Here is a 23,706-nt window from a genome sequence, read left to right as displayed (position 1 = left end):
GTGAACGAGCTCACGTACCGCGCTCTGGTGTGGCTGACCTATCGCCTGGCCGCCACCTTCGCCGTTGGCGTGCCTCTGGTCCTGTTGATCTGGTCGTCCTGGCGTCGCGAGCCGTTGGTGCTTCGGCTGCTCGGGATCTATTGGAAAGTGGCCAGCCTGATGGCGATCAGCCTCTTGCTGCTGACGGATCAGCGGCCCTTGGGCTACGCCATGGCGGTTGTCGCACCGGTGTTGATGGTGATCAGCCTGTGGTTCTGGGTCGACATCAATGAGGAGCTGGCCGACCAGCCGCCCTGGCGTCCGCTGCCCCTTGCCGTGAAGGTGTGGCGTTGGGCATTCAGTGGGTTTGCTCTCATCAGCCTGGGCATGAGCGTGACGGGTTTGGGCTGCATGCAACAGCTGGAGTCCTCGGCATGCCACACCTGGCTGGAAGCTCCTCAGGGCATCCATGGTCTTGCGGCCACGGTGTTCAATTTTCTGTTCGGTGGTTTGTGGACCGAGGCCGTTGCTGCCTTTGTGGGGTACGTCGCCCTGGTGGCTTACCTGGCTGGTTTGCTGCAGTGGCTGTTGGTGCGTTTGCCCCGTTACGGCCGCGTGGCGGGGGATTTCTGATGACTGACCAGGCGCTGGTTCAGGCCCTGGAAGAGCGAACGCGTGTTCAGCCCCAGCGGGTTGTCCGCCTACGGGGTCAGGTCGGGGATGAGCCGTTTGAGTTGCTGATCTTCCGTGGGTTCAGCAGCAGCACCACCCATCCAACCGCCTTTGACCCTGATGCCTCCGTTCTCCCTGAGGGAACCAGCCTCGATCAGGCTGAGCTGCTGCAGGGGCCCTTGTCGCCAGGTCAAGAGGTTGTCCTGGCTGGACCGATGCCGCCGAACGATCTCCTGGCTCAGGCCAACTGGTGAGTCCGGCGTTCCAGAACCCCAACACAGCGCCCACAGATGTGGGGATGCTCCGGGTGTTGACCCACATCCCCCTCGTAGTGCCAGCAGCGCTCGCATTTGGTTCCCCGCGCTCGGCTCACCTCGATCGATGCGAGCTCGTCGTCCTGGCTGGCCAGCACTTCGGCCCAGGGCTCGCCGCCAATCTGCAGTTGTGAGACCAGCAGCCAGTCCCGCAGACCGTCCACCTCGGGATCCCCCGTCTCACTCAGCCAGGAGAGAGCGGCCTGGAGTTCCGGACGGCGGGCGTCAATCCGCACGGCTGCCTCAAGCGATGCGCCAAGTTCCTGACGGCCGCGGCAATCTTCAAGCACTTTGTTGACGGCGGCGCGGAGCTCCCGCAGCTCTTGAACCGGAGCGCTGAGAGCAGCATCACGCCACTCGACTGGAACCGTCGGCCAGCCCCGGTGGAAGACCGATGTCTTCTCCACGGGGTAAGGCAGGTTCTGCCAGATGTCTTCGGCCATGTGGCACAAGACGGGAGCGATCAGTCCGGCCAGGCGCTCGATGATCAGGGCCATCACGGTCTGGCAGCTGCGCCGGCGCTGGTCGGCGGGGGCACTCACGTAGAGCCTGTCCTTGGCGATGTCGAGGTAGAAGTTCGACAGATCGGTGACACAGAAGTTCTGCAGCAGCTGGAAGAAGCGGAAGAACTCGAAGCTTTCGAAGGCTTCTGTGATGTCGTCCATCACCTCGGCCGTGCGCTGCAGCATCCAGCGGTCCAGCAACGGCAGTTCCGCAATCGGGATCGCGTCGGTTGCCGGATTGAAGTCGTGCAGGTTGCCCAGCAGATAGCGGCTGGTGTTGCGCACCTTGCGATACACATCGGCCAGCTGGCGCAGAATCCCGGCTCCGATCGGCACATCGGCGGAGTAATCCACCGAGCTCACCCAGAGCCGCAGCACATCGGCGCCGTAGGGCGGTTCCTGTTTCTGGTTTTTGCCCCCCTCGATGATCACCATCGGGTCGACCACGTTGCCGAGGGATTTACTCATCTTGCGGCCCTTCTCATCCAAGGCGAAGCCATGGGTGAGCACCCGCTTGTAGGGAGCGTGGCCATTCACGGCGACCGAGGTGAGCAGTGAACTCTGGAACCAGCCGCGGTGCTGGTCGGACCCTTCCAAGTACAGGTCGGCGGGATAGCTCAGGTTGTCCCGCTGGCTGGCGACGGCAGCCCAGCTTGAGCCGGAGTCGAACCACACGTCCATGGTGTCGGTGCCCTTGCGCCACTGATCGGCCTGGTCGGCGTAGGCGGGCGGCAGCAGATCCGCTTCGTCTTTCTCCCACCAGACGTCGGCGCCGTGCTCGGCGATCAACGCCTGGATGTGCTCCAGAGTGTCGGCGTTCAGCAGCACCTCGCCGTTGCTGCGGTGATAAAAGACGGGGATCGGCACCCCCCAGGTGCGCTGACGGGAGATGCACCAGTCGCCTCGCTCCTTGACCATCGATTCGATCCGGTTGCGACCGGAAGCAGGGGTCCACTCCACGGCGGCGATCGCATCCAGGGCCTGTTGACGGAACCCTTCCACGGAGGCAAACCACTGTTCCGTGGCCCGGAAGATGGTGGGTTTCTTGGTGCGCCAGTCGTAGGGGTAGCGGTGGCCATAGGCCTCCTGCTTGAGCAGGGCCCCGGCGGACTCCAGTGCCTCAATGATCTTGGGGTTGGCATCCTTGAGCACATTCAGGCCCGCGAACGGCCCGGCCTCGTCGGTGAGGTTGCCGGCTTCGTCCACAGGGCAAAGCACCGGCAGGCCGTTCTTCTGGCCGGTGTGGAAGTCGTCGACGCCGTGACCAGGTGCGGTGTGCACGAGGCCTGTGCCTGATTCGGTGGTGATGTAATCGCCCCCGATCACCACCGGACTGGTGCGATCCAGCAGCGGGTGGCGGTAGGTCAGCCCGGCGAGCAGAGCGCCTTTGACGGTGGCGCGCCGGCTCAGTGGGCGCGCCAGGGTGCTGCTCAGCGTCTCGATCAGATCGGCAGCCACCAGCAGCAGTCGGCCATCGTCGTCGTCGGCCAGGGCGTAATCGAGCCGTTCATTCACCGACACCGCCAGGTTGGCCGGCAGCGTCCAGGGGGTGGTGGTCCAGATCGCCACCTGCAGGGCCTTCCCAAGGGCGTCGGTCTCCGTGGGCAGGTCCAGGCCTTCGGCCTTGAGTGCATCCCGCAGCGCCGCTGGAAGCTCCACGGCTGGGAAGGCGGCGTAGACGCTGGGACTGGTGTGGCCGTCTGGGTACTCCAGTTCCGCTTCGGCCAAAGCGGTGCGTGAACTCGGGCTCCAGTGCACCGGTTTCAGACCCCGGTAGATGTGCCCCTTGAGCACCATCTCGCCAAACACCCGAATCTGAGCCGATTCGTACTCCTTTTGCAGAGTCAGATATGGCTGCTCCCAGTCCGCCCAGATGCCCCAGCGCTGGAAGCCCTTCATCTGGCCATCCACCTGTTTGCGGGCGTAGGCGGCAGCCTTTTTGCGCAGCTTGATCGGTGTCAGCGCCTTTCGCTGCTCCTGATCCATCGACTGCAGCACCTTGAGCTCGATCGGCAGACCGTGGCAGTCCCAGCCCGGTACGTAGCGCACTCGCCGCCCGTTCAACACCTGATATTTGTTGATGACGTCCTTCAACACCTTGTTGAGGGCATGCCCCATGTGCAGCGCACCGTTGGCGTAGGGCGGGCCGTCATGGAGGGTGAAAGTTGGGCCGCTGTTGTTCAGGCCCAGCTCGCCGTCGATGCCGTGGTCTTTCCAGAAGCCCTGCAGTTCAGGTTCGCGTTGGACGGCATTGGCGCGCATGCCGAATCCCGTCTGCAGCAGATTGAGGGTGTGTTTGTAGGAGGGGCGTTCCTCAGCGGCGGCGTCGCGCGTCTCCTTGCTCACGGGGTCCCTGCTCTGGCCTCGGGATTATCAGTCTTCGCCCTCTGGAGATGTGACCTTGGCGGCTTCGGCTGATTCGGTGTCGCTTGCGTCAGTGGTTTCGGGGGACTCGGGACGCACCCATTTTTTGCCCGTAACCCCTGATTTCCCGGCCGGTTTGAGTTGTTTGGCAATGCCGCTGATGCCTTCGCCCACTCGGCCCGTGGTGATCAACAGTTGTTGAAGGCTGGTGCGCCAATGATCGAGCGAGGTGAACCGCTGCTGCTCGGTTTCGCTGAGGCTGTTCCAGCGGGCCTGTCCGACCTCGGATCCCAAGCGTGCGATCAACAGGCCGGCGCAGAGAACCGCCAGCATCGGCGCTCCCCGCAGACGGTCCGTGCTGGTGACCAGAACGAGACCCAGCAGCAAGACCACCGCGCCCCAAACACCATCGCGGGGACGACTGAGTTCAACGGCCAGAAGGGGAAGCAACAGGAGTGCCAGGCCGAGCAGGAGGCAGAGATCGCCGCTGAGGGTCGCAAGCATCCGAGGTGTGGCGGTCTGCTCCCATTCTGGTGCGATCTCTAAAGTCGGGGCGTTGCCCACCTGGCGGAATTGGTAGACGCGCTGGTTTTAGGTACCAGTGGCTTTGGTCGTGGGGGTTCAAGTCCCCCGGTGGGCATTCCTTTCCCTACCGTGGTTCGGGATCGTTACAGACTTGTTGCCTGACCTCCGGATGCATCAGAGCACTGCTCAACAACAGCAGCCTCGTCCGGTCGGAATGGGCTATCGCTCGGTTCCGCGTGAATTCGTTGACCCGCCGGCCTTCTGGAACCCCACCGTTGGCCTCTTCCTAGGCGGTTATGCCCTGGCGGCTCTGACCATCTGGGGCTGGTTTGTGGCGGCCTTGCCCCTGCCGGTGGTGCTTTGCACGGGCTTTCTTGCGCTGCATCTGGAAGGGACGGTGATTCATGACGCCTGCCACAACGCAGCCCATCCCAATCGATGGATCAACCAGGCCATGGGCCATGGCTCGGCGCTGTTGCTCGGGTTCAGCTTTCCCGTGTTCACGCGGGTGCATCTTGAGCATCACGCCCATGTGAATGACCCGAAGAACGACCCGGACCATATCGTCAGCACGTTCGGGCCGCTCTGGCTGATTGCTCCGAGATTTTTCTATCACGAATGGTTTTTCTTTCAACGTCGCCTCTGGCGCCGCTGGGAGTTGATGCAGTGGGGGCTGGAGCGCAGCATTTTTGTGGTGATCGTGCTGGCGGCGGCACGCTTTGACTTCCTGCCGTTCATCTTCAACTGTTGGTTTGCCCCTGCCCTGATGGTGGGCGTGACGCTGGGTTTGTTCTTCGACTACCTCCCGCATCGGCCGTTCACCTCCCGCAACCGCTGGACGAACGCCAGGATCTACCCAGGCAGGCTGATGAACTGGCTGATCATGGGGCAGAACTATCACCTGGTTCATCACCTCTGGCCATCCATTCCCTGGTTCGAATACAAACCGGCCTATGAGGCCACCAAGCCTCTGCTCGACGCCAAGGGATCTCCCCAACGGTTGGGAATTTTTGAGACCCGCCGGGATGGTTACAACTTCCTCTACGACATCCTTGTGGGAGTGCGCAGCCACAAGCGCCGCAGCGGAAAGATGAGGCGCGCAGCCCGCTTCATGCCAGGTCGTGGGCTGCGTCGCCACTGGCTCGGTTTTGTTGATCGCATCGCGATCAAAACCGAGCCCAAACGTTCGGTGTCTCGCTGATCCGGGTTCAGTCGGCCAGGATTTTCGGAACCCGGAAGAAGTCACCCTCTCTATGGGGTGCCTGGTTGAGAATGTCGTCCCGAACGGGGGTCGGCTGCACGCCATCGGCCCGGGTGACGTTGGTCACCTCCACGGCTCGCGTGGTTTCCGGAACGCCTTCGGTGTCCACCTGCTGGAGCTGACCCACGTACTCGAGGATGGACTCGAGCTGACCGGTGTAGGTCGCAATCTTGTCCTCGGGCAGATCAAGGCGGGCGAGCTGGGCCACTTTGCGGACGTCGTCGCTGGAAATCTGGCTCATGACTCGCCGAGGAACGTGCGCAGATCCTCGCTCAACGCGGTCGCGGCTGTCTCGAGCAAGGCGTCACCATGCTGGGCGGTGGCCAAGGAGGGGTGGGACCCCATGCGTCCATCGGGGTGACGGCGCCGGAAGTCGTCCGGTCCATGGATGGGGCCTGCTGGCGCGGGGTCGGGCAGCGGTCGCTGCTTGCTCTGCAGGCTCGGCTCCATGGCGAGGGTGACAGCGATTTCGCTGGGCGTGGCGTGATGGCCTTCTTTGTCGCCATACAGATCGCGCGCCTGGCGAATCACGGGGCCGGCCATGAACCAGTTGGCCAGCCGACAACGCAGCTGCGGGGCAACGGGGAGCTTGCGGGTGGCGGCGGTGCCGTGGGCCTGGGCAAAGGCGGCTTTGGCCGTTGCAATGTTGCCGCCATGGCCATTGATCACGAACACCCGTTCGAAGCCATGCCGGCCCAGGGACAACACCAGGTCGTGCAGAACGGCCAGAAGCGTTGCTGGCTGCAGGCTCATCGTTCCCGCGAAACCAAGGTGGTGTTCCGCCATGCCAAAGGCTTGAGCTGGGGTGACCAAAACGCCTGTGCGACGACCCACCTCAAGGGCCACCGCTTCTGCGGTGAGGGCGTCTGTGCCGATGGCGCCCGTGGGACCGTGCTGCTCGGTGGATCCCAGGGGGATGATCACCCCCTTGCAGCCTTGGAGGTAGCTCTCCACTTCAGGCCAACTGCGCAGGGCGAGGCGAATGGCGTCCGTGCTGTCGACAGGACCGGGAGTTGCAGCGGTCATTCAGGCTGAACCAGTGACCCGATGATCGCTCAACTCCCGCCGATCAGTGGGCGGTGCCGTTGCCGTCGTACTGATCGGTGTTGTAGTAGCCGCCGCGTGTTCCGAAGAACAGGCAGGCCAAGGGGAACAGCACGATGCTGGCGAGAAGCACAGTGCCGAGGTTGAAGCTGGAGGTGGCTGCGTCCATCACCTGGCCTGAACTCATCTCAGTTTGGAGTGGATGCGCCCTTCATGCATCGATGACGGGGCTTCTGTTGTGAGTTCGCCTTCCTCTTCAGGAATGTCCAGCCACCTCCGCAGCCATCCTGTGAGCCAGATGAAGGGAAGCGTGTCGGTCAGCGCTGCCAGCACCTTGAACAGGTAGCCGCTGCCAATGAAGCTGATCAGCTGCGGCAGCACGGACCGTTCCGGCTGCACAGGCAGCACATGGGCGCCGTAATGGCTGATCAGCACCACTGCACTGGTGTCCACCAACTGGCTCACCAGGGTGGAGCCGTTGTTGCGCAGCCAGAGCGCCTTGCCTTTGGTGAGCTGTTTCCAGAAATGGAACAGCCGCACGTCCACGAACTGCGCCGTGAGGTAAGCCACCATCGAGGCGCCAACCGAACCGAAACTGAGCTGCTGAATGGTGCGAAAGGTGCTGTCATCGCTGCCGCTCATGCTCGGCAGCACACCCCCCAGCCAGAGGATCAGCAGCACCCATCCGTTGAGCAGCAACCCGACCCACACCACTTGATTGGCTTTCTGTTCTCCCCAGAGTTCGCTGATCAGATCAGTGCAGAGGAACGTGACCGGGTAGGGCAGTGCGCCAACGGCCACCACGATCGGCCAGCCGCCGATGCTGCCCAGTTGCAGGAAGCGCGTCAGGCCCAGGATGTTGAGCATGCCGAGTGTTCCGAGGAACAAACCCGCCAGCACCAGAAAAACCCCATCACGCCGTGCCTGGAGGTTGCTGTCCACAGCCTGCAACGTTCAAGCTGAAACAAGCGTGGCCGCCAGCCGGCAGCTTGTCATCGATTTCGTTTCGCTTCCGCTCAATTTTTTTGCCCGTCCGGCTCAGATTGTGGGCCCCGATCTGGTGGGCTGCAGGTTGGTGAAACGCCAAGCGGATTGAGGTTTGCTGTGGGGCGTGATTGTGGAAACAGAGGCCTATTCCCAAGACGATCCCGCCTGTCATGGCTACCGCCGCCGTTCACCGCAAAACGAAACCCTGTTCGGTGAGCCAGGGCGGTTCTATGTGTATGTCAGCTATGGCATCCACCACTGCGTGAATGTGGTGACGGGTCGCTGAAATTGAAGACTGGGCTTGGCGTCTGGTTTGGAGTTTTGGAGAAATAAGCCAGAAATCAAGCCACAAACATGGAAAGATTGAGAGTTGCTGCTGAGGTGGAAGCAGAGGAGCTACGGATGGCTATGGCAGTGGCATTTGGGATTGGCTTTTGCGCTGAATCGGCTTTAGCCCGCAGGTAAACCAGATCGGGAAGCGAGTGAGAGAAGAGGTTGTGATGCGGAGACCACCGCCATTGCGCAATAACAACGGCGCTGTGCAGGTGAGAGTGCTACAAGCAAGCGTTGCTGGAATATCACGCCAGGTTGACTCAATCAGCCGCCATCCGCTGAAGGAGATTCCAATGCTGAAGATCAATAATCGAAAGATAGAGGATCAGATCAAAGAGATTTTGCAGCGCACCAGTTATGCCTCTGTAGAGGAGTATGTGATCGCAAGGTTCACCAGTGACCACCAGGCAGTGAAGCGAGGCAAGAAGTTGCCGTAAAATGGCGTCAGGTGAGAGATGCCTGGTGAATCAAGAGGAGATTATGCAGCAGCTGCAGGCTGCTGTTGCATTGCATAACCAGGGAGAGCTGGATCAGGCAGAGGTGATTTATAGAAGTGTGCTCGCTGTTGATGCCAATAATTTCTATGCACTTAATTTCTGTGGTTGTATCTGCAGAGAGAAGAAGAGTTTTGATGAGGCAATTGATCTATTGAGTAAGGCGATATTTCTGCAGCCAGGAAATCCTGACGCTGCTTATAACCTTGGGAATGTCTTTAAGGATGCTGAGCGATGGGACGAGGCGATCCCTTGCTATGAGAAGACTCTTGGTTTGAGGGCGGAGTATCCTGAGGCATTAAATAATCTTGGCATTTGCCTGAAAGAGGTAGAGCGTTTTGAGCACTCAGAGATTGTCCTCAGGCGCGCAGTCTCCATACAGCCAGGTTTCGCGGGTGCTTGGTTGAATCTAGGCAATACTTTTAAAGAGCAAGAGAAGTTTGAAGAAGCGATCGCCAGTTATCGAAAGGCGATTGAGGTGAATCCTGATTTTGCTGATGCGTATTTGAATCTGGGTAATGTATTGAATGAAGAGGGAGAGGTAGAGAAAGCGATCGCCAGTTATCGGAAAGCGATTGAGGTGAAGCCCGATTTTGCAGATGCGTATTTGAATTTAGGTAATACGTTTAAAGAGCAAGAGAAGTTTGAAGAAGCGATCGCCAGTTATCGGAAGGCGATTGAGTTGAAGCCCGATTTTGCAGATGCGTATTTGAATTTAGGTAATACGTTTAAAGAGCAAGAGAAGTTTGAAGAAGCGATCGCTAGTTATCAGAATGCGATTGAGTTGAAGCCCGATTCTGCGGATGCTTTTTATCTTCTAGCTGAATTAGAGGAGGGACAGTCTCTTGTAGATGATGCGATTTCTCATTATCAGAGAAGTCTGGAAATCAAGCAGGAATTTATTGTTTTGGGGAAAAGGTCTGATGCATCGAATGGCAAGGATTTGACCTCAGAAGTTGCCCAAAAGATAAAGACTGTCTTGCCGTCATCGTATCAATTAATTCCTAGCTTTAAGGATGCAATTGCTTTGGAATCTTGGGCGAGCCTTTGGCATGTGCATATTCCTAAAACAGGAGGAATGCGTATGTATAACCCGCTCAAGCTCTTGCTTGAAAGAATCAAGCTTGTCGGCTTGAGCCCTGCGAGGAATCTTTTTCATGTCAGTCGCTGTCACTCGCCTTTGGAGCTTCAGGCTTATTCGCGTGCTCTGAATGAGGTGGACGGCGTTTTGAGTGGGTGCATGGTCAATGTTTTTTCAGTTGCGCAGGATTTGCTTTGGAATGACCTGTGTATGAGATTGCAGTCTCAGCCTGCGCGAGTAGCTTTTTACCGCCCTGCTGAGCAGAGGCTCGTCTCTGCCTTGAAGTATTTGTATCGCAGCAACCAATGCGATTATTCATTGCTAAAGAAAGAGATCAATGGTGGGCATCTGCATCTGGACAACCCCACTGTCAGAGCGCTTTCTGGGGTTTTCGATCGAGAGCTGAGTCAGAAAGACTTGAGTGCTGCCCTTGCGAAAGAGCGTGTTGACTATCTTCTTCCGCTAGGTGATTTTTCTGTGGGCTCAAGAATTCAGTCTGCATTCTTATCTGCCAATGGACTTCCGAATATAATTCTACCTTCTGTCGTCAACTCCACTTCGCCTAAGTATTCGCCGTCTCCTGAGATGATGGAGGATCTCTTGAGTTTGGCGAGAGCTCGGGGTTTCGATCAGTGGGATCAGGCTCTGGATGATTCTATTGATTTAGATGATGTGCTGATCGAATTGCCTGACGACTCTGCTGCTCTAAATGATTGGACATTTATCTTTTACTCGGAAACTGCTCAGACTTCTGTTGACGAATGTGTGTTGATGCCAACCAGCGAATTGCTATCAGACAAGGAGCGCTGGTTGCCTGCAAAGGCATAAGCCAGAAACCAAGCCAGGTTGGGAGGTATGGAGGCACTACCGCTGAGTTTCTTCTGCCGACCAGCGGAGGTCGTTGCCCCCGATTTGGTGGGCTGCAGGTTGGTGAAACGGCAAGACGACGGCTCCTTGCTGTGGGGCGTGATCGTGGAGGCGGAGGCGTATTCCCAGGATGATCCCGCCTGTCATGGCTACCGCCGCCGTTCACCGCAAAACGAAACCCTGTTCGGTGAGCCAGGGCGGTTCTATGTGTATGTGAGCTATGGCATCCACCACTGCGTGAACGTGGTCACCGATCGGGCCGATTGGGCCAACGGCGTGTTGCTGCGTGCCGTGGCACTTCCCGATGAGCCGGAGCGGATGGCTGCAGGGCCCGGCCTGTTGGCACGACGTTTCGGGCTTGATCGCTGTGATGACAGCCGTCCGGTGACAGGCGAACATGACGTGTGGATGGCCCCAAGGTCAGACACATTTGCCAGCCAGGATCTTGTGACAACCACCCGGATCGGCATTTCCCAGGGCGCTGCAACCCCATGGCGCTGGTACCTGCGGAGCAGTCGCAGTGTCAGCAGACGAGCTCGGGGCGATCGCATGCCACCCAAGGCACAGTGCTGGGCGCCATCGCTGGAGTCGTCGTCATGAGTGGCTGGCCGCATCGACACGTGCTGGATCTCGCCTCGTTTTCGCGGGAAGACTTTGCAGCTGTGCTTGAGCTGGCCCAGCGGTTTCGTTCACTGCCCGTCACTGGTGCCCGCAAACTGCCCGCCTTGCAGGGCCGTCTGGTGGCAACGCTGTTCTTCGAGCCCAGCACCCGAACTCGCAGCAGTTTTGAGTTGGCGGCCAAGCGTCTGTCGGCAGACGTGATGAGCTTTTCACCCTCCAGCAGCTCACTCAGCAAAGGGGAAAGCGTTCTCGACACAGCGCGCACCTACGTGGCCATGGGCGCCGACGTTTTGGTGGTGCGCCACCGTTCCACCGGTGTTCCGCAGCAACTGGCGCTGGATCTGCAGCAGATGGGTGAGCGCACCGTGGTGCTCAATGGGGGCGATGGACTTCACAGTCATCCCAGTCAGGGACTGCTGGATCTGCTCACTCTTGCTCGGCATTTCTCGCCCCAGTACCCCATGCCGGAAGCGCTGCAAGGTCGCCGGATTGTGATTGTCGGAGACATCCTTCACTCGCGGGTGGCCCGTTCCAATCTCTGGGCTTTGACGGCCTGTGGCGCGGATGTGGTGTTGTGCGGTCCTCCCAGCCTTGTTCCCGAGGATTTTTCGGCCTTCGTGGATGCTCCGCCCCCGGGTCTGCTGAAGGATCCGGTGCCGCAACGGGGCAAGGTCAGCGTGGTGCGGCGCCTGGAGCATGCGCTGCCGGGCGCCGATGCCGTGATGACCCTGCGGCTTCAGAAGGAACGGATGGGCCAGCAGTTGCTCACCAGCTTGGAGCGCTATCACCGGGACTTCGGGCTGAGCCATGAGCGCATGCAGCTCTGCGGAGAGAACGCTCCCGTACTGCACCCCGGCCCGGTCAATCGCGGCGTCGAATTGAGTGGCACGCTTCTGGATGACCCGCGCGTCAGCCTTGTGGAAGAGCAGGTCAGGAATGGCGTGCCCACCCGGATGGCCTTGCTCTATTTGATGGCAGCTTCCGAATCTGCAACTGAGGCCTCCCTGGTGTCGAGCAGCTCCTGAGTTTGGGGGAGTCCACTGAGCTGATGGGCGTAGTAATCCATCGCTGCCTTGAGGCCGGCATCGGGTTCTGCGATGGAGGGACCTTTGCCGCTGGCCATCGGGAAGTGGGCATCCTCAGCATCAAGTGCCAGATGCTGGCTGGGCATTCCGGTTAGCAGAATCGAGGCCCGTTGCCGGGTCGCCAGGGCGTACAGCCATTGGATGCTCAAGGTGATCCGGTTCTCTCGGTTGGGGATCAAGGCCAGGTGAACGATGGCCCACAGCAGCAGGCCCAGGCGTCCGGAAAATTTGAAGCCATGCAGGTCGGCCACTGCACTGGCGTGCACCACAGCCATGCTGCCGAAATCGACGTAGCGGAATTTGGGGCGGGAACCTCCGGAGACGATTGCAGCGATGTCTTTTCCGATGAATGTGCCGGCCTGTTTGGCGGGAGCCGCCATGCCCGGCAGCGGCCTGCCATTCACGGTGTGGCTGTAGCTGCAGAGATCACCAGCGATGCGGATCTCGGGATGGCTGGGAATCGAGAAATCGGGGTTGACGATGACCCTTCCACCGCGATCGACGTCGCAACCGGTGGCTTCCGTGAGCTTCTGTCCCAGATGGGATGGCTTCACACCAGCGGTCCAGATCACCGTTGCCGCATGGACCCGGACATCACCATCGGGGCTGCTGATCACCACCTCTCCGGGCCGCATGGTTTGGACGCGGCCCTGGGGCAAAAACTCGATCCCGTCGCGTTCGAGAGCCGCAAGGGCCGCTTCGGAGAGCTCCGATGGCATCGCTCTCAGCACTCTGTCGCCGGGGTCCACCAACACGATCCGTGTTTTCTGGGGATCCAGCTGTTTGAAGGCATTGTTCAGGGCCCAACGCATCAGCTCAGAAACGGCACCAGCCATCTCGCAGCCGCTGGGGCCGGCACCAACGATCACCACCGTCTGCAGAAACTGGCGTGCCTCGGGGTTCGGTGTCTGCTCCGCCTGCTCCATCGCCATCAGCAAACGGCGGCGTATTTCCTCGGCGTGTTCGAGGATTTTCATCGGGGTCGCAAAGGTACGCCAGTCTTTGTGGCCGAAACAAGTGCTGCCTGATCCTGTGGCCAGGATCAGATGGTCATAGCTGTAGGCCTTGCCGTTGAAAACGATCTGTTTGCCTTCGGGGTTCACGGTGGTGACCTCCCCCAGCAGCACCTGCACGTTGTCTTGCTTGCCCACCAGTTCGCGCAGAGGTGTGGCCACATCACTTCTTGAGACCAAACCTGTGGCCACCTGATAAAGCAGTGGCTGGAACAGGTTGAAGTTGCGCTTGTCAATCAGGGTGATGCGCACATCCGCCTTGGCCAGGGCCTTGCAGGCGTGCACCCCTGCAAAGCCTCCGCCGACGATGACCACATGCGGTGCATGACGTAACCGCTCCGCTGGCGGTTCAAGCTCCAGGAAGCAATGGTTGCTCGCCATTTGCATCCCATCGGATTCTTTCCGAAGGGTATGAATCGCAATCTTGGTTGGCTGTTTTGAACGGTTCTGCTTCAGATCAGCTTGAATCCTTCGAGAAAGAGGCCGTAGAGAAAGCCAATACGACCAAGGTCCAGGAGCTGTTGGGGCAGCTTCAGTGATGATTCGGAGCTGCGTCGGCGCCGGATCGTGAGTTCAGTGGCAAGTACCACCACAAGCGCAGCCACGGGGTCCATCTGCCCGAGAACGCCTGCCACTGATGTGATGGCGCTACCGATCAAAAAGCCGATGAGTCCGGCAAGGGCCAGCAAGGAAAACCGCCGCCAAGGATTGCGCGCCCATCGATCCAGCCTTTGAAAGGCTGCTCCAAGGTTGGTTTGCAGCCGGGTGGTTTGAAGCCGTCGCACGGCACTGGTTTCAGGGGAAGAGGCAGGGTCGAAACCAGTGATCCCCATCACCCGGCCATGCCCCTGCCAGCACCTGTTTACACCACCCGTAGGCAACCTGCAGGCATCAGACACTACGGATAGGAGATTTCAATAAAAAAACCCGGGGCAAGCCCGGGCCAGGTGATGGGGATTGGCGCAGCAAAGCCAGAGCTGAGGGCTTTGACAACGGCTTGCGCTGAAAGTTATTTGGACTCAGCCTTCGCTTTTCTGGACGCTTTGCCTTCGAGAAGCTCTAGCAGAGCTTCCATTTGTGCCATCACACCCCGAACTTCGCCCGCTTCGGGAAGAAGGCCGTCTTCCATGACTCCTTGGTGCATCTCGCGCAGCTCTTGGCGGATGTAGCGCAGGTGGCTCACGACCTGCTCGCGCTTCGATTGCGACATCGGCTACGGGGGAGTTCAACACCCCCCTTTTACCTCATGGGGGGTCAGGTGCGGCGTGATGGGGCACGACTTATCGCACCGGCTGCAGCCAGGAGTGTGAAGGTGAGCAGGGCTGAAGGTCGTGCCACGGTGCTGAACACCACCAGGACAAACAGGCCAATGAGTGGCAGGCGACGCTGCAAAAGCGCAGTGGAGAATAGGGGATTCGAACCCCTGACCTCTGCGGTGCGATCGCAGCGCTCTACCAACTGAGCTAATTCCCCGGTCAGCCAACGCTAGCCGGCACGGCCTGCGTCAAACTGCCATGAATGGGGTCTGAGGACGGCTCGATGCTTACGCAGGAACGGCTCGAAGCTTTTGACGAGGCCTCGACGGCCGAACTCGCCCGCCGGCTTGAAGAGGACGATTACCCCTCTCCTTTCGACAGCCTTTCGGATTGGCACCTGCTTCGGGCGCTGGCCATTCACCGGCCCGAGCTGATCCTTCCGTACCACCATTTGGTGGACCAAGAGCCTTTTGATGAAGATTGAGCAGGCGTCGCCACTGTCGTCGCCACTGTTCGGGCGGCGTGTGCTGGTGGCCGTCAGCGGCAGCATTGCTGCTGTTAAGACGCCCTTGCTCGTCAGCGCGCTGATTAAGGCCGGCGCTGAGGTGCGCTGTCTTGTGACCACCAGTGGTGCTGCCTTGGTGAGTCCCGTGGCGCTCGCCAGCCTCAGTCGCCATCGCTGCTATCTCGAGGCCGACCATTGGGACTCCGCCTCATCCAGGCCGTTGCATATCGAGTTGGCGGAGTGGGCGGAGTTGGCCATCGTTGCGCCCCTTAGTGCCAGCAGCCTGTCCCGCTGGAGCCAGGGTTCAGCCGACGGTCTGCTCGCCAGTGTTCTGCTGGCCATGGAAGCTCCTGTTATCGCGGCTCCGGCGATGAACACGGCCATGTGGCGTCACCCTGCGGTGCAACGCAACTGGCAGCAGGTTCAATCCTTCCCTGGGGTGATCCCCCTCGTGCCGGCGTCCGGTCTCTTGGCCTGTGATCGCGTCGGCGATGGGCGCATGGCCGATCCGCTGTTGATTGAGTTGGCGGCTGCGTCTGTGTTCAGCCGCGGTTCGGGAATTCCTGACGTGACCCTTGATTGCTCGGGGATGACCGTTCTTGTTTCGGCTGGACCGACGCAAGAGTCGATTGATCCGGCCCGTTTCCTGAGCAACCGCAGCAGCGGCCGCATGGGTGTGTTGCTGGCGCAGGCGGCACGCCTCCGGGGTGCCACCGTTCATCTGGTGCATGGTCCATTGGATCTCCCCGACGCCTGGCTTGAAGGCCTGGAGTGCACTGCGGTGGAGAGTGCCGCCGAACTCGGTTCAGCTCTGCAGTTGGCTCAGTCCAGATCCGATGTGCTCGTCATGGCTGCTGCCGTCGCTGACCTGCGGCGCGATGCCGCTCCCCCAAGCAAGCTGGCCAAGCAGGATCTTCAGCAGGCACTTGTTTCTGGTTGGGCCGAAGTGCCTGATTTGCTGTCGAATCTGACCCGCCAACGCCGTCCCGGACAGTTGGTTCTCGGTTTCTCAGCGCTCACAGGCAGCGATGCCCATTTGCTTGAGCGGGCTGAAAGCAAGCGGCTGGCGAAGGGCTGCGATTTGATGATGGTGAATCCCGTGGACCGCGATGGTCAGGGTTTCGGGGACCAATCCAATGGAGGCTGGTTGCTTGGAGATGGCTGGAGACGAGAGCTGCCTGTGACGGCAAAGCTCTCTCTGGCCCATCAATTGATAGATGCTCTGGTTGAGGCTCGGGATCAGGCCGCGGCGTCGATGGAGTCCTGACCGAGCAGGTCGATGAAGGTGCGCAGCTGAAGACGAGGGATGTAGGGCCAGCCTCCGTTTTTCTCCATTCCCTGCAGAAGTGTGAACAATTTCTGGCGGTTTTCTGGAAGGCTTTGACGAAACGGACCGTCCTGAACGTCGCGATGCAGGGCCTCCAGCTCACGCAGCAGGGTGAGCAGTGCTTCGGGATTTCCCCTCAACTCCTCTGCCAGCTCGCCTAGGGCGGCCAGTGCCGGAGCCATCCGTGCCTGGGTCGAATCGGGATCGTTGGATGTCACGCTCTTTCGACAAGTTGTTGAGAGCTGCAAAAGGCTAGCCCTGACGTCATTTTTCGCCCTGTAAGATCCAGATCTGACGGCATTCCGTCCCCATTAGCGTTCAGCCGATCGGCTCCTTCCATGCGCATTCGTCCTCTGCTGGCCGTCGTGCTGGCGCTCTGCCTCGCGTTCTTCACCACGGCCTGCAGTGGCGACAGTGATGCAGTCCAGCGTGGTGGATCCAACGTCACCTACGACGACATTCACAACACCGGCAAAGCCAACGATTGCCCCACGATCGGGGATTCAGCCCGGGGCTCGATTCCTCTGACGGCCGGTGGCAGCTACGAGCTGCGTGAGATCTGCATGCACCCCGTGCAGGTCTATGCCAAGGAGGAGCCCAAGAACATTCGTCAGCAAGCCGAGTTTGTTGAGGGCAAGATCCTCACCCGTTACACCTCCAGCCTCGACTCCGTTTTTGGCGATCTCAAGGTGACGGAATCAGGCCTGCAATTCCAGGAGAAAGGTGGCATCGACTTCCAGCCGATCACCGTTCTTGTGCCCGGTGGCGAAGAGTTCCCCTTCACGTTCTCCAGCAAGTCCCTCAATGCCACTGCTGATGGCTCGGCTCTGACCACCAGCACTGACTTTGAAGGCACCTATCGCACCCCCAGCTACCGCACCAGCAACTTCATTGATCCCAAGGGTCGGGCTCTGACGACTGGTGTTCAGTACGCCCAGGGTCTTGTGGCACTTGGTGGTGATGACGAGCAGCTCGAGAAGGACAACAACAAGCGCTACATCGATGGTGTGGGAACCATGAGCCTCTCCATCACCAAGGTTGATCCTGAAACCGGAGAATTCGCTGGTGTGTTCAGCGCCATCCAGCCCTCCGACTCCGACATGGGTGGTCGTGAAGTGGTCGACATCAAGATCACTGGCGATCTCTACGGCCGTCTTGAAGAGGCCTGATCCAAGTCATCACAACAGGTTGCAAGGGGGCTTAGGCCCCCTTTTTTGTGGCCCATTGCAATCCTCCGGCGATCTGGGAGAATCGCCCGATCTTTCCATGCAGCCATGACCGTCAGTGCTTCAGCTCCTGCCCAGCGATCCGGTGTGATTGCTCCCTACGGCGGAACGCTGGTTGATCTGATGGTGGCCGAGGCGGATCGTGCCGCTGTGAAAGCCACGGCGACCAAAACGATCGAGTGTTCCGATCGCAACGCCTGTGATGTGGAGCTGCTGTGTGTTGGTGGCTTCTCTCCCCTGCGTGGCTTCATGCACCAGGAGGACTACGACGCCGTGGTCAGTGGGCATCGTCTGGCTGCTGGCCAGCTGTTCGGCCTGCCGATCGTGATGGACACCGACCGCGATGACGTGGTGGTGGGCGACAAGCTGCTGCTCACCTACAAGGGTCAGGACCTGGCCGTCCTCGAGGTGGAGGACAAGTGGGAACCCAACAAAGTGGCTGAAGCCAAGGGCTGCTACGGCACCACCTCCATTGAGCACCCTGCGGTTCGGATGATCACGATGGAGCGCAAGCGCTTCTATCTGGGTGGAAGCCTCCAGGGTCTTGCTCTGCCCGAGCGGGTGTTCCCCTGCAAGACCCCTGCTGAGGTGCGTGCAGGCCTGCCCGAAGGTGAGGACGTGGTGGCGTTCCAGTGCCGTAACCCCATTCACCGTGCGCACTACGAACTGTTCACCCGTGCCCTGCATGCACAGAACGTCAGTGACAACGCTGTGGTGCTGGTTCATCCCACCTGCGGTCCCACTCAGCAGGACGACATCCCTGGTGCCGTTCGCTTCCAGACCTATGAACGTCTGGCGGCTGAAGTGAACAACGACAGCATTCGCTGGGCCTACTTGCCCTACGCCATGCACATGGCCGGTCCGCGTGAAGCGCTGCAGCACATGATCATCCGCCGCAACTACGGATGCACCCACTTCATCATTGGCCGGGATATGGCCGGCTGCAAATCGTCTCTCACCGGTGACGATTTCTATGGCCCTTACGACGCTCAGAACTTCGCGAAGGAGTGTGCCCCCGAGCTCACGATGGAAACCGTTCCCTCCCTGAACCTCGTTTACACCCAGGAAGAGGGCTATGTGACGGCCGAGCATGCTGAAGCGCGTGGCCTACACGTGAAGAAGCTGAGCGGCACCCAGTTCCGCAAGATGCTGCGCGGTGGTGAGGAGATTCCCGAGTGGTTCGCCTTCAAGAGCGTGGTTGAGGTGCTCCGCGCCGCCTGAAGACTGAGAACCCGTTTAACATTCCTTCATCTACGAGGCGACCTGTGAACAAGCGTTGGCGAAATATCGGTCTCGGGGCCCTCTTGGTTCTGGCGATCGTTGTGATTGCACCAGCCTTCTTTGGTGGCGGCGGTGGCAGCCAGCCCCAGGTGAACACCATCCGCTACAGCGAGTTCGTTGAGGCGGTGAAGGATGACCAAATCAGCCGTGTGCTGATTTCTCCTGATCAAGGCACCGCCCAGGTGGTTGAAAACGACGGCCGTCGTGCCCAGGTCAACCTGGCCCCCGATCGTGAGCTGCTCGGTTTGCTGACCGAACACAGCGTTGATATCGCCGTGCAGCCCTCCCGTCAGACCCCTGGCTGGCAGCAGGCTGCTGGAAGTCTGATCTTCCCTCTGCTGCTGCTTGGTGGTCTGTTCTTCCTCTTCCGGCGCGCCCAGGGTGGAGGTGGCGGCAACCCAGCCATGCAGTTCGGCAAGAGCAAAGCGCGGGTTCAGATGGAGCCCTCCACCCAGGTGACCTTCACCGATGTGGCCGGCATTGAAGGGGCGAAGCTTGAGCTGACCGAGGTGGTCGACTTCCTCAAGAACCCCGATCGCTTCACGGCCGTCGGCGCCAAGATCCCCAAGGGTGTTCTGCTTGTGGGGCCTCCTGGCACCGGTAAGACCCTTCTCGCCAAGGCTGTTGCTGGTGAAGCAGGTGTTCCCTTCTTTTCGATCTCTGGTTCTGAGTTCGTTGAGATGTTTGTTGGCGTTGGTGCCAGCCGCGTTCGCGACCTCTTCGAGCAAGCCAAGAAAAACGCTCCCTGCATCGTCTTCATCGATGAGATCGATGCCGTTGGCCGTCAGCGGGGCGCAGGCCTCGGCGGTGGTAACGACGAGCGTGAGCAAACGCTGAACCAGCTCCTGACGGAGATGGATGGTTTCGAGGGCAACACCGGGATCATCATCGTGGCGGCCACCAACCGCCCGGACGTGCTCGATGCCGCTCTGATGCGCCCCGGACGTTTCGATCGTCAGGTCACCGTTGATCGGCCTGACTATTCCGGACGTCTACAAATTCTTGGGGTTCACGCTCGCGGCAAGACCCTCGCCAAGGACGTCGATCTCGACAAGGTTGCACGCCGGACACCTGGTTACACCGGTGCCGATCTCGCCAACCTTCTCAACGAAGCCGCCATCCTTGCGGCCCGTCGCGAGCTCACCGAAGTGAGCAACGACGAGATCAGCGATGCCATTGAACGGGTGATGGCGGGCCCGGAGAAGAAGGACCGTGTGATGAGCGAGCGCCGCGCTCGCCTGGTGGCCTATCACGAGGCTGGTCATGCCCTTGTGGGCGCTCTGATGCCGGACTATGACCCGGTTCAGAAGATCTCGATCATTCCCCGCGGTAATGCTGGCGGTCTGACCTTCTTCACCCCCAGTGAAGAGCGAATGGAATCAGGTCTCTACTCCCGGGCCTACCTCCAGAACCAGATGGCTGTTGCCCTTGGCGGTCGGGTGGCTGAAGAGATTGTCTACGGCGAAGATGAGGTCACCACTGGTGCATCCAACGACCTCCAGCAGGTTGCGTCCACCGCGCGTCAGATGATCACCCGCTTCGGCATGAGCGATGAACTGGGTCCTGTTGCCTTGGGGCGCGCGCAGGGTGGCATGTTCCTTGGCCGCGACATCGCTGCGGAGCGTGACTTCTCTGAGGAAACCGCCGCCATGATCGATAAAGAGGTCTCTGAGCTGGTCGATGTGGCCTACAAGCGCGCCACCAAGGTTCTGGTCGACAACCGAGCCGTTCTGGATGAATTGGCTGAGATGCTCGTTGAGCAGGAGACTGTTGATGCTGAAGAGCTTCAGGAGCTGCTGATTAAACGTGACGTCCGGGTCGCCGAATACGTCTGATTTCGATTCGTCTTCCAACACTTGGCTGGTGCGGCAGGAGCTCTTGGTGGCATCCCTGCAGCATCAGCCCCTTTTGTTGGTGATTCGGCCTGATCCCGACGACCTCGCGGCTTCAGGCTCTGGTTTGTTGGACCAGGTGAAGCAGCTTCACGCCGCAGGACTTCGACATCTCGAAGTGGCCTGGGTTGACCAGCCAGGCTGGATGGGGTTCATGCATCGGGTACAAGACCATTGCCCTGGTCTGAATCTTGGGGCTGCTTCGGTGACGGTTTCCAAGGCGCTCAACGATCTATCGCGGCTTGATCTCAGCTACGCCATGGCACCGTGCTGGTGCCCTGAGCTCGTGGAGCAGGCCAGAGAGCTTGGTGTCTTGCTGGTGCCTGGGGTCTTCAGCCCCACGGAGGTTCACCAGGCCATGCGGTTCGGCTGTCGTGTCGTCAAGCTGTTTCCCGCTGCCAATCTGGGGCCTGGTTACTGGAGCCGCTTGCAGGCGCCCCTTGGCCCCCTGCCCTTCGTGATTGCCGCTGGTGGTCTCGAGGTAAGCGACCTCCCCGTATGGCTGGAGGCTGGTCATGGCGCCGTGGCTCTGGGCCGCAGGGTGGTGGGATCGGCGCCTGCCTTCCAGGCACTTCTCGACTGGTTGCGTCAATCGACAAGCCAGCGTTGACGCCAACGGCTGGTCGACATGCGTCCAAAATGCTACAGATGAGATAGCTATCCAACTGCGTCATGTCGCAGCTCACGATCAAGCTCAGCGACAAGGCCGATGCCCTGATCGCTCAGCTTCAGAAGGAGATTTTCAATCGTCGGCGCAAGAAGGTGTCGGCTGCTGGAGTCGTGGAGACCCTGGTGGAAAGCGGAGCAAAATCGCAGTCTGACAAGCGTTTTGCCACGTCCTGGACGAACCTGATCAAGGACATTGAAAAGGCGGCCAAGCTCTCCTACGCCCATGGCAGCAAGCCATCCACCCTCAGTGATGAGGAGTGGGCCCTGGTGTTGAGTCATCGCAGCCGTGGGACCACCGGTCGTGCACGCCGGACGGTGAAGAAAACGTTGGCTGCCAAGAAACCAGCCTCAGCCAAGGCTCAGGCCAGCAAAAAGCCCGCCCGCCGCACCCGGACCCGCAGCGCTGCAAAGACGAAAACGGCCGCAGCGGCGGTGAGCTCCAGCTCAGCGGTGAGTTCCGTCTGAACTGATTCAAGGGTGGTGCTCACCAAAGGCTGCATTGCCCCTGCTGCCTCAGTAGGTGATCAGCCAGAACGAGTGCCACCATCGCTTCCACCATCGGTACGGCCCGCGGCAGAACGCAAGGGTCGTGCCGTCCTTTCCCAGCGAGTGTGGTGGCCTTGCCATCGGAATCAATGGTCTGCTGCTCTTTGCGGATCGTGGCCGTTGGCTTGAAGGCCACTCGGATCACAATCGGCTCACCATTGCTGATCCCTCCCTGGATGCCCCCGGAGTTGTTGGTGGCGGTCTTCAGCCGTCCATCCTCGGTCGGCACAAAGGCGTCGTTGTGCTCGCTGCCTTTCAACAGCGTTCCATCGAAACCAGACCCAATTTCAAATCCTTTGGTGGCCGGCAACGACATCACAGCTTTGGCGAGGTCGGCTTCGAGTTTGTCGAACACCGGCATGCCCAGACCAATGGCGGGATGGCGCACCACGCATTCGATCACTCCGCCGCAGGAATCACCCTCGCGGCCAATGGCTTCGATGCGCTCAATCATCCGCTCGGCGATCGCTGGCTCGGGGCACCGAACGATGTTGGCCTCCACATCACTCAGCTGAACCTGCTGTGGGTCGATGCCGGAGGCTTCGATGGTGTGGATCCGCTTCACCCAGGCCAGGATTTCAGTTCCTGCTGCTTGTTTCAACAGTTGTTTGGCGATCGCACCTGCAGCGACACGGCCGATGGTTTCCCGCGCTGATGCACGTCCACCACCGCTGCGGGCCTGGATTCCATACTTCGCCTGGTAGGTGGCATCGGCATGGGAGGGCCGAAAGGCGACCGCCATGTCCTTGTAATCCCCGGGCCGTTGGTCCTTGTTCCGCACGACCATGGCAATCGGGGTGCCAAGGGTGGTTTCGCCATCCAGCAGGCCACTGAGAATTTCCACCTGGTCCGCTTCCTTGCGCGGTGTGGTGATGTGGCTTTGGCCTGGCTTGCGTCGGTCCAGTTCGGCCTGAATCGACTCGACGCTTAGGTTGAGCCGTGGTGGACAGCCCTCAACGATGACACCCACCCCTCCTCCGTGGGATTCACCGAAGGTGCTGATCCGGAAGAGGTCGCCGAAGCTGCTGCCCATGGCCATTGATCGATGCGGTGAGGCTACGAAGCCATCGGTTCAGATCAACTCCGGATGGGGCAATTTCGGACGTTCTGTCGTGGGATGCTGCCGGGCCATCTCGAAATCACAGAACTCAAATCCCGGGCCGACACAACAGCTCATCAACGAGTAGTCACCAAGACTCCGCGCCGCCTGCCAGGTGTTGGCGGGAACCACCTCGATGGGGTTGGACGCATGCAAAGCATCACGTTTCAGCCCTGTGCCATCGCCCTGGCATTGAAAGAGCTCCAGCGTGGCCCCATCAATGTGCGTCCAGACTTCGTCTCCACCGATCACCCGATGCCAGCAACTGACGGCACCGGCGGGCAGCAAAAACAGAATGGCCGTCAAGGCAGATCGCTCGGCACCGTCCTGTCGCTGCACTTGGTCTGGACTGCGATGCAGCTCTCGGTACCAGCCCCCCTCTGGATGGGGCTTTAAGCCGAGGTGCTGGATCAGGGGTTGCGTTTTTCTCATGGCAGTCCGGCGCGTTCTCTCATGCTTTTCAGTTGCTGCTAGTCCCGGCCCATCCATAGGACTGCTCAGTCAAAGCCCACCAGCAAAAGCGGTTGCTTCGTGCGATATCGAGGTTGCCTCGCTTCCACGCTGCTGAGTCGACTCAAAGCTTTGCTGAGGGGTTGGCACCTCTGCATCGCACAGAGTTGTGCAGAGAAGACTTTAGATGGCTCCTCTCTGTTGATGGTTGATTGGAGCTCAAGTCTGAAAGCACAACAAAAAGCCCCCTCCGAGGAGGGGGCTTTCCGATTCAGTTGATCTGAATCGTTTTTGCTGTTCCGAAGGGAACAG

The 23,706-nt window shown here is 59.9% G+C and carries 27 protein-coding genes, 2 tRNA genes and 1 pseudogene; 16 read left to right on the top strand and 14 right to left on the bottom strand.

The window, feature by feature from the left end:
- The gene (locus tag NCN05_RS09405; protein ID WP_250397877.1) at positions 1-612 is read left to right on the top strand and encodes a DUF3177 family protein; all 612 of its coding nucleotides are present in this window, start codon (positions 1-3) and stop codon (positions 610-612) included.
- Entirely contained in the window at positions 612-905 is a 294-nt protein-coding gene (locus NCN05_RS09400; RefSeq protein ID WP_250397876.1) for a DUF7734 family protein, read from the top strand. Before NCN05_RS09405 ends, NCN05_RS09400 begins: the two co-directional genes overlap by 1 nt.
- Here NCN05_RS09400 and ileS read toward each other — a convergent pair.
- Entirely contained in the window at positions 890-3,814 is a 2,925-nt protein-coding gene (ileS, locus tag NCN05_RS09395; protein ID WP_250397875.1) for an isoleucine--tRNA ligase, read from the bottom strand. The two genes, NCN05_RS09400 and ileS, sit on opposite strands and share 16 nt — an antisense overlap.
- Before the next feature lie 27 nt (positions 3,815-3,841).
- Positions 3,842-4,336, bottom strand: a complete 495-nt coding sequence (locus tag NCN05_RS09390) for a Ycf66 family protein (RefSeq protein ID WP_115081576.1) — start codon at positions 4,334-4,336, stop codon at positions 3,842-3,844.
- A 54-nt stretch (positions 4,337-4,390) separates the two neighbouring features.
- Between NCN05_RS09390 and NCN05_RS09385 the strand changes: the two genes are divergently transcribed.
- Both NCN05_RS09385 and crtR read left to right on the top strand, forming a co-directional pair.
- Positions 4,391-4,472, top strand: a tRNA-Leu gene (locus NCN05_RS09385).
- A 54-nt stretch (positions 4,473-4,526) separates the two neighbouring features.
- Entirely contained in the window at positions 4,527-5,558 is a 1,032-nt protein-coding gene (gene crtR / locus NCN05_RS09380) for a beta-carotene hydroxylase (protein ID WP_250397906.1), read from the top strand.
- A gap of 7 nt (positions 5,559-5,565) precedes the next feature.
- Here crtR and gatC read toward each other — a convergent pair whose 3' ends face one another.
- From gatC to NCN05_RS09360, 4 genes are read right to left on the bottom strand one after another with little or no spacing between them, the layout of a single operon-like run.
- Entirely contained in the window at positions 5,566-5,859 is a 294-nt protein-coding gene (gene gatC, locus NCN05_RS09375; protein ID WP_250397874.1) for an Asp-tRNA(Asn)/Glu-tRNA(Gln) amidotransferase subunit GatC, read from the bottom strand.
- On the bottom strand, positions 5,856-6,644 hold the full coding sequence (locus tag NCN05_RS09370) for a creatininase family protein (RefSeq protein WP_250397873.1): 789 nt from the start codon (positions 6,642-6,644) through the stop codon (positions 5,856-5,858). Before NCN05_RS09370 ends, gatC begins: the two co-directional genes overlap by 4 nt.
- Positions 6,645-6,687: 43 nt before the next feature.
- Positions 6,688-6,831 carry a DUF8629 family protein gene (locus tag NCN05_RS09365; RefSeq protein WP_170950905.1) on the bottom strand — a complete coding sequence of 48 codons (144 nt, stop codon included), beginning with the start codon at positions 6,829-6,831 and terminating at the stop codon, positions 6,688-6,690.
- 14 nt (positions 6,832-6,845) lie between these two features.
- Positions 6,846-7,604: a queuosine precursor transporter gene (locus NCN05_RS09360; RefSeq protein WP_250397872.1), complete on the bottom strand. Its 759-nt coding sequence runs from the start codon at positions 7,602-7,604 to the stop codon at positions 6,846-6,848.
- A 28-nt stretch (positions 7,605-7,632) separates the two neighbouring features.
- Between NCN05_RS09360 and NCN05_RS09355 the strand changes: the two are divergent.
- The 5 genes and pseudogenes from NCN05_RS09355 to NCN05_RS09335 all read left to right on the top strand — a co-directional run.
- Positions 7,633-7,932, top strand: a pseudogene (locus NCN05_RS09355) (DNA-3-methyladenine glycosylase); the annotation flags it as partial.
- 235 nt (positions 7,933-8,167) lie between these two features.
- The gene (locus tag NCN05_RS09350; RefSeq protein ID WP_250397871.1) at positions 8,168-8,419 is read left to right on the top strand and encodes a hypothetical protein; all 252 of its coding nucleotides are present in this window, start codon (positions 8,168-8,170) and stop codon (positions 8,417-8,419) included.
- Positions 8,420-8,444: 25 nt separating this feature from the next.
- Positions 8,445-10,385 carry a tetratricopeptide repeat protein gene (locus tag NCN05_RS09345; protein ID WP_250397870.1) on the top strand — a complete coding sequence of 647 codons (1,941 nt, stop codon included), beginning with the start codon at positions 8,445-8,447 and terminating at the stop codon, positions 10,383-10,385.
- A gap of 27 nt (positions 10,386-10,412) precedes the next feature.
- On the top strand, positions 10,413-11,024 hold the full coding sequence (locus NCN05_RS09340) for a DNA-3-methyladenine glycosylase (protein WP_250397869.1): 612 nt from the start codon (positions 10,413-10,415) through the stop codon (positions 11,022-11,024).
- A complete protein-coding gene (locus NCN05_RS09335; RefSeq protein WP_250397868.1) occupies positions 11,021-12,070 on the top strand; it encodes an aspartate carbamoyltransferase catalytic subunit in 1,050 nt (349 codons plus the stop codon). Before NCN05_RS09340 ends, NCN05_RS09335 begins: the two co-directional genes overlap by 4 nt.
- Here the strand turns inward: NCN05_RS09335 and NCN05_RS09330 are convergent.
- The 5 genes from NCN05_RS09330 to NCN05_RS09310 form a co-directional block, all read right to left on the bottom strand.
- Positions 12,010-13,524: an NAD(P)/FAD-dependent oxidoreductase gene (locus NCN05_RS09330; protein ID WP_250397867.1), complete on the bottom strand. Its 1,515-nt coding sequence runs from the start codon at positions 13,522-13,524 to the stop codon at positions 12,010-12,012. The two genes, NCN05_RS09335 and NCN05_RS09330, sit on opposite strands and share 61 nt — an antisense overlap.
- A 71-nt stretch (positions 13,525-13,595) precedes the next feature.
- Positions 13,596-13,976, bottom strand: coding sequence for a DUF565 domain-containing protein (locus NCN05_RS09325; protein WP_250397866.1), 381 nt, complete (start codon positions 13,974-13,976; stop codon positions 13,596-13,598).
- Between the two features lie 176 nt (positions 13,977-14,152).
- The gene (locus NCN05_RS09320; RefSeq protein ID WP_011363323.1) at positions 14,153-14,353 is read right to left on the bottom strand and encodes a DUF8635 family protein; all 201 of its coding nucleotides are present in this window, start codon (positions 14,351-14,353) and stop codon (positions 14,153-14,155) included.
- 44 nt (positions 14,354-14,397) lie between these two features.
- On the bottom strand, positions 14,398-14,535 hold the full coding sequence (locus NCN05_RS09315; protein WP_170950906.1) for a hypothetical protein: 138 nt from the start codon (positions 14,533-14,535) through the stop codon (positions 14,398-14,400).
- An 8-nt stretch (positions 14,536-14,543) separates the two neighbouring features.
- Positions 14,544-14,616: transfer RNA gene (locus NCN05_RS09310), tRNA-Ala, on the bottom strand.
- Between the two features lie 66 nt (positions 14,617-14,682).
- On the opposite strand from NCN05_RS09310, the gene isiD reads away from it, so the two are divergent.
- Complete coding sequence (isiD, locus tag NCN05_RS09305; protein WP_025362051.1) at positions 14,683-14,883, top strand: protein IsiD; 201 nt, start codon at positions 14,683-14,685, stop codon at positions 14,881-14,883.
- Complete coding sequence (coaBC, locus tag NCN05_RS09300) at positions 14,873-16,171, top strand: bifunctional phosphopantothenoylcysteine decarboxylase/phosphopantothenate--cysteine ligase CoaBC (protein ID WP_250397865.1); 1,299 nt, start codon at positions 14,873-14,875, stop codon at positions 16,169-16,171. The genes isiD and coaBC overlap by 11 nt, the downstream gene beginning before the upstream one ends.
- Here the strand turns inward: coaBC and NCN05_RS09295 are convergent.
- Positions 16,144-16,449, bottom strand: coding sequence for a hypothetical protein (locus NCN05_RS09295; RefSeq protein ID WP_006850908.1), 306 nt, complete (start codon positions 16,447-16,449; stop codon positions 16,144-16,146). The genes coaBC and NCN05_RS09295 overlap by 28 nt on opposite strands.
- A 120-nt stretch (positions 16,450-16,569) precedes the next feature.
- On the opposite strand from NCN05_RS09295, the gene NCN05_RS09290 reads away from it, so the two are divergent.
- From NCN05_RS09290 to NCN05_RS09270, 5 genes are all read left to right on the top strand, one after another.
- The gene (locus tag NCN05_RS09290; RefSeq protein ID WP_114988159.1) at positions 16,570-17,400 is read left to right on the top strand and encodes a photosystem II manganese-stabilizing polypeptide; all 831 of its coding nucleotides are present in this window, start codon (positions 16,570-16,572) and stop codon (positions 17,398-17,400) included.
- 105 nt (positions 17,401-17,505) lie between these two features.
- Positions 17,506-18,678: a sulfate adenylyltransferase gene (gene sat, locus NCN05_RS09285; RefSeq protein WP_250397864.1), complete on the top strand. Its 1,173-nt coding sequence runs from the start codon at positions 17,506-17,508 to the stop codon at positions 18,676-18,678.
- 44 nt (positions 18,679-18,722) lie between these two features.
- Complete coding sequence (gene ftsH, locus NCN05_RS09280) at positions 18,723-20,573, top strand: ATP-dependent zinc metalloprotease FtsH (RefSeq protein ID WP_006851961.1); 1,851 nt, start codon at positions 18,723-18,725, stop codon at positions 20,571-20,573.
- A 28-nt stretch (positions 20,574-20,601) separates the two neighbouring features.
- Positions 20,602-21,240 (top strand): bifunctional 4-hydroxy-2-oxoglutarate aldolase/2-dehydro-3-deoxy-phosphogluconate aldolase, encoded by a 639-nt coding sequence (locus NCN05_RS09275; protein ID WP_250397863.1) that lies wholly within the window; start codon positions 20,602-20,604, stop codon positions 21,238-21,240.
- A 62-nt stretch (positions 21,241-21,302) separates the two neighbouring features.
- Positions 21,303-21,764 carry a hypothetical protein gene (locus NCN05_RS09270; protein ID WP_115131633.1) on the top strand — a complete coding sequence of 154 codons (462 nt, stop codon included), beginning with the start codon at positions 21,303-21,305 and terminating at the stop codon, positions 21,762-21,764.
- Between the two features lie 19 nt (positions 21,765-21,783).
- On the opposite strand, the gene aroC is transcribed toward NCN05_RS09270, so the two are convergent.
- Positions 21,784-22,878, bottom strand: coding sequence for a chorismate synthase (gene aroC / locus NCN05_RS09265; protein WP_250397862.1), 1,095 nt, complete (start codon positions 22,876-22,878; stop codon positions 21,784-21,786).
- A gap of 39 nt (positions 22,879-22,917) precedes the next feature.
- The gene (locus NCN05_RS09260; protein ID WP_250397861.1) at positions 22,918-23,376 is read right to left on the bottom strand and encodes a cupin domain-containing protein; all 459 of its coding nucleotides are present in this window, start codon (positions 23,374-23,376) and stop codon (positions 22,918-22,920) included.
- Positions 23,377-23,706: the final 330 nt, after the last annotated feature.

Origin of the sequence: Synechococcus sp. MU1651 (genome assembly GCF_023630635.1) — a bacterium.
GTDB lineage: Bacteria > Cyanobacteriota > Cyanobacteriia > PCC-6307 > Cyanobiaceae > Parasynechococcus.
Note: the sequence above shows the minus strand (reverse complement) of the source record. Positions and strands in the feature narration are given on the sequence as shown.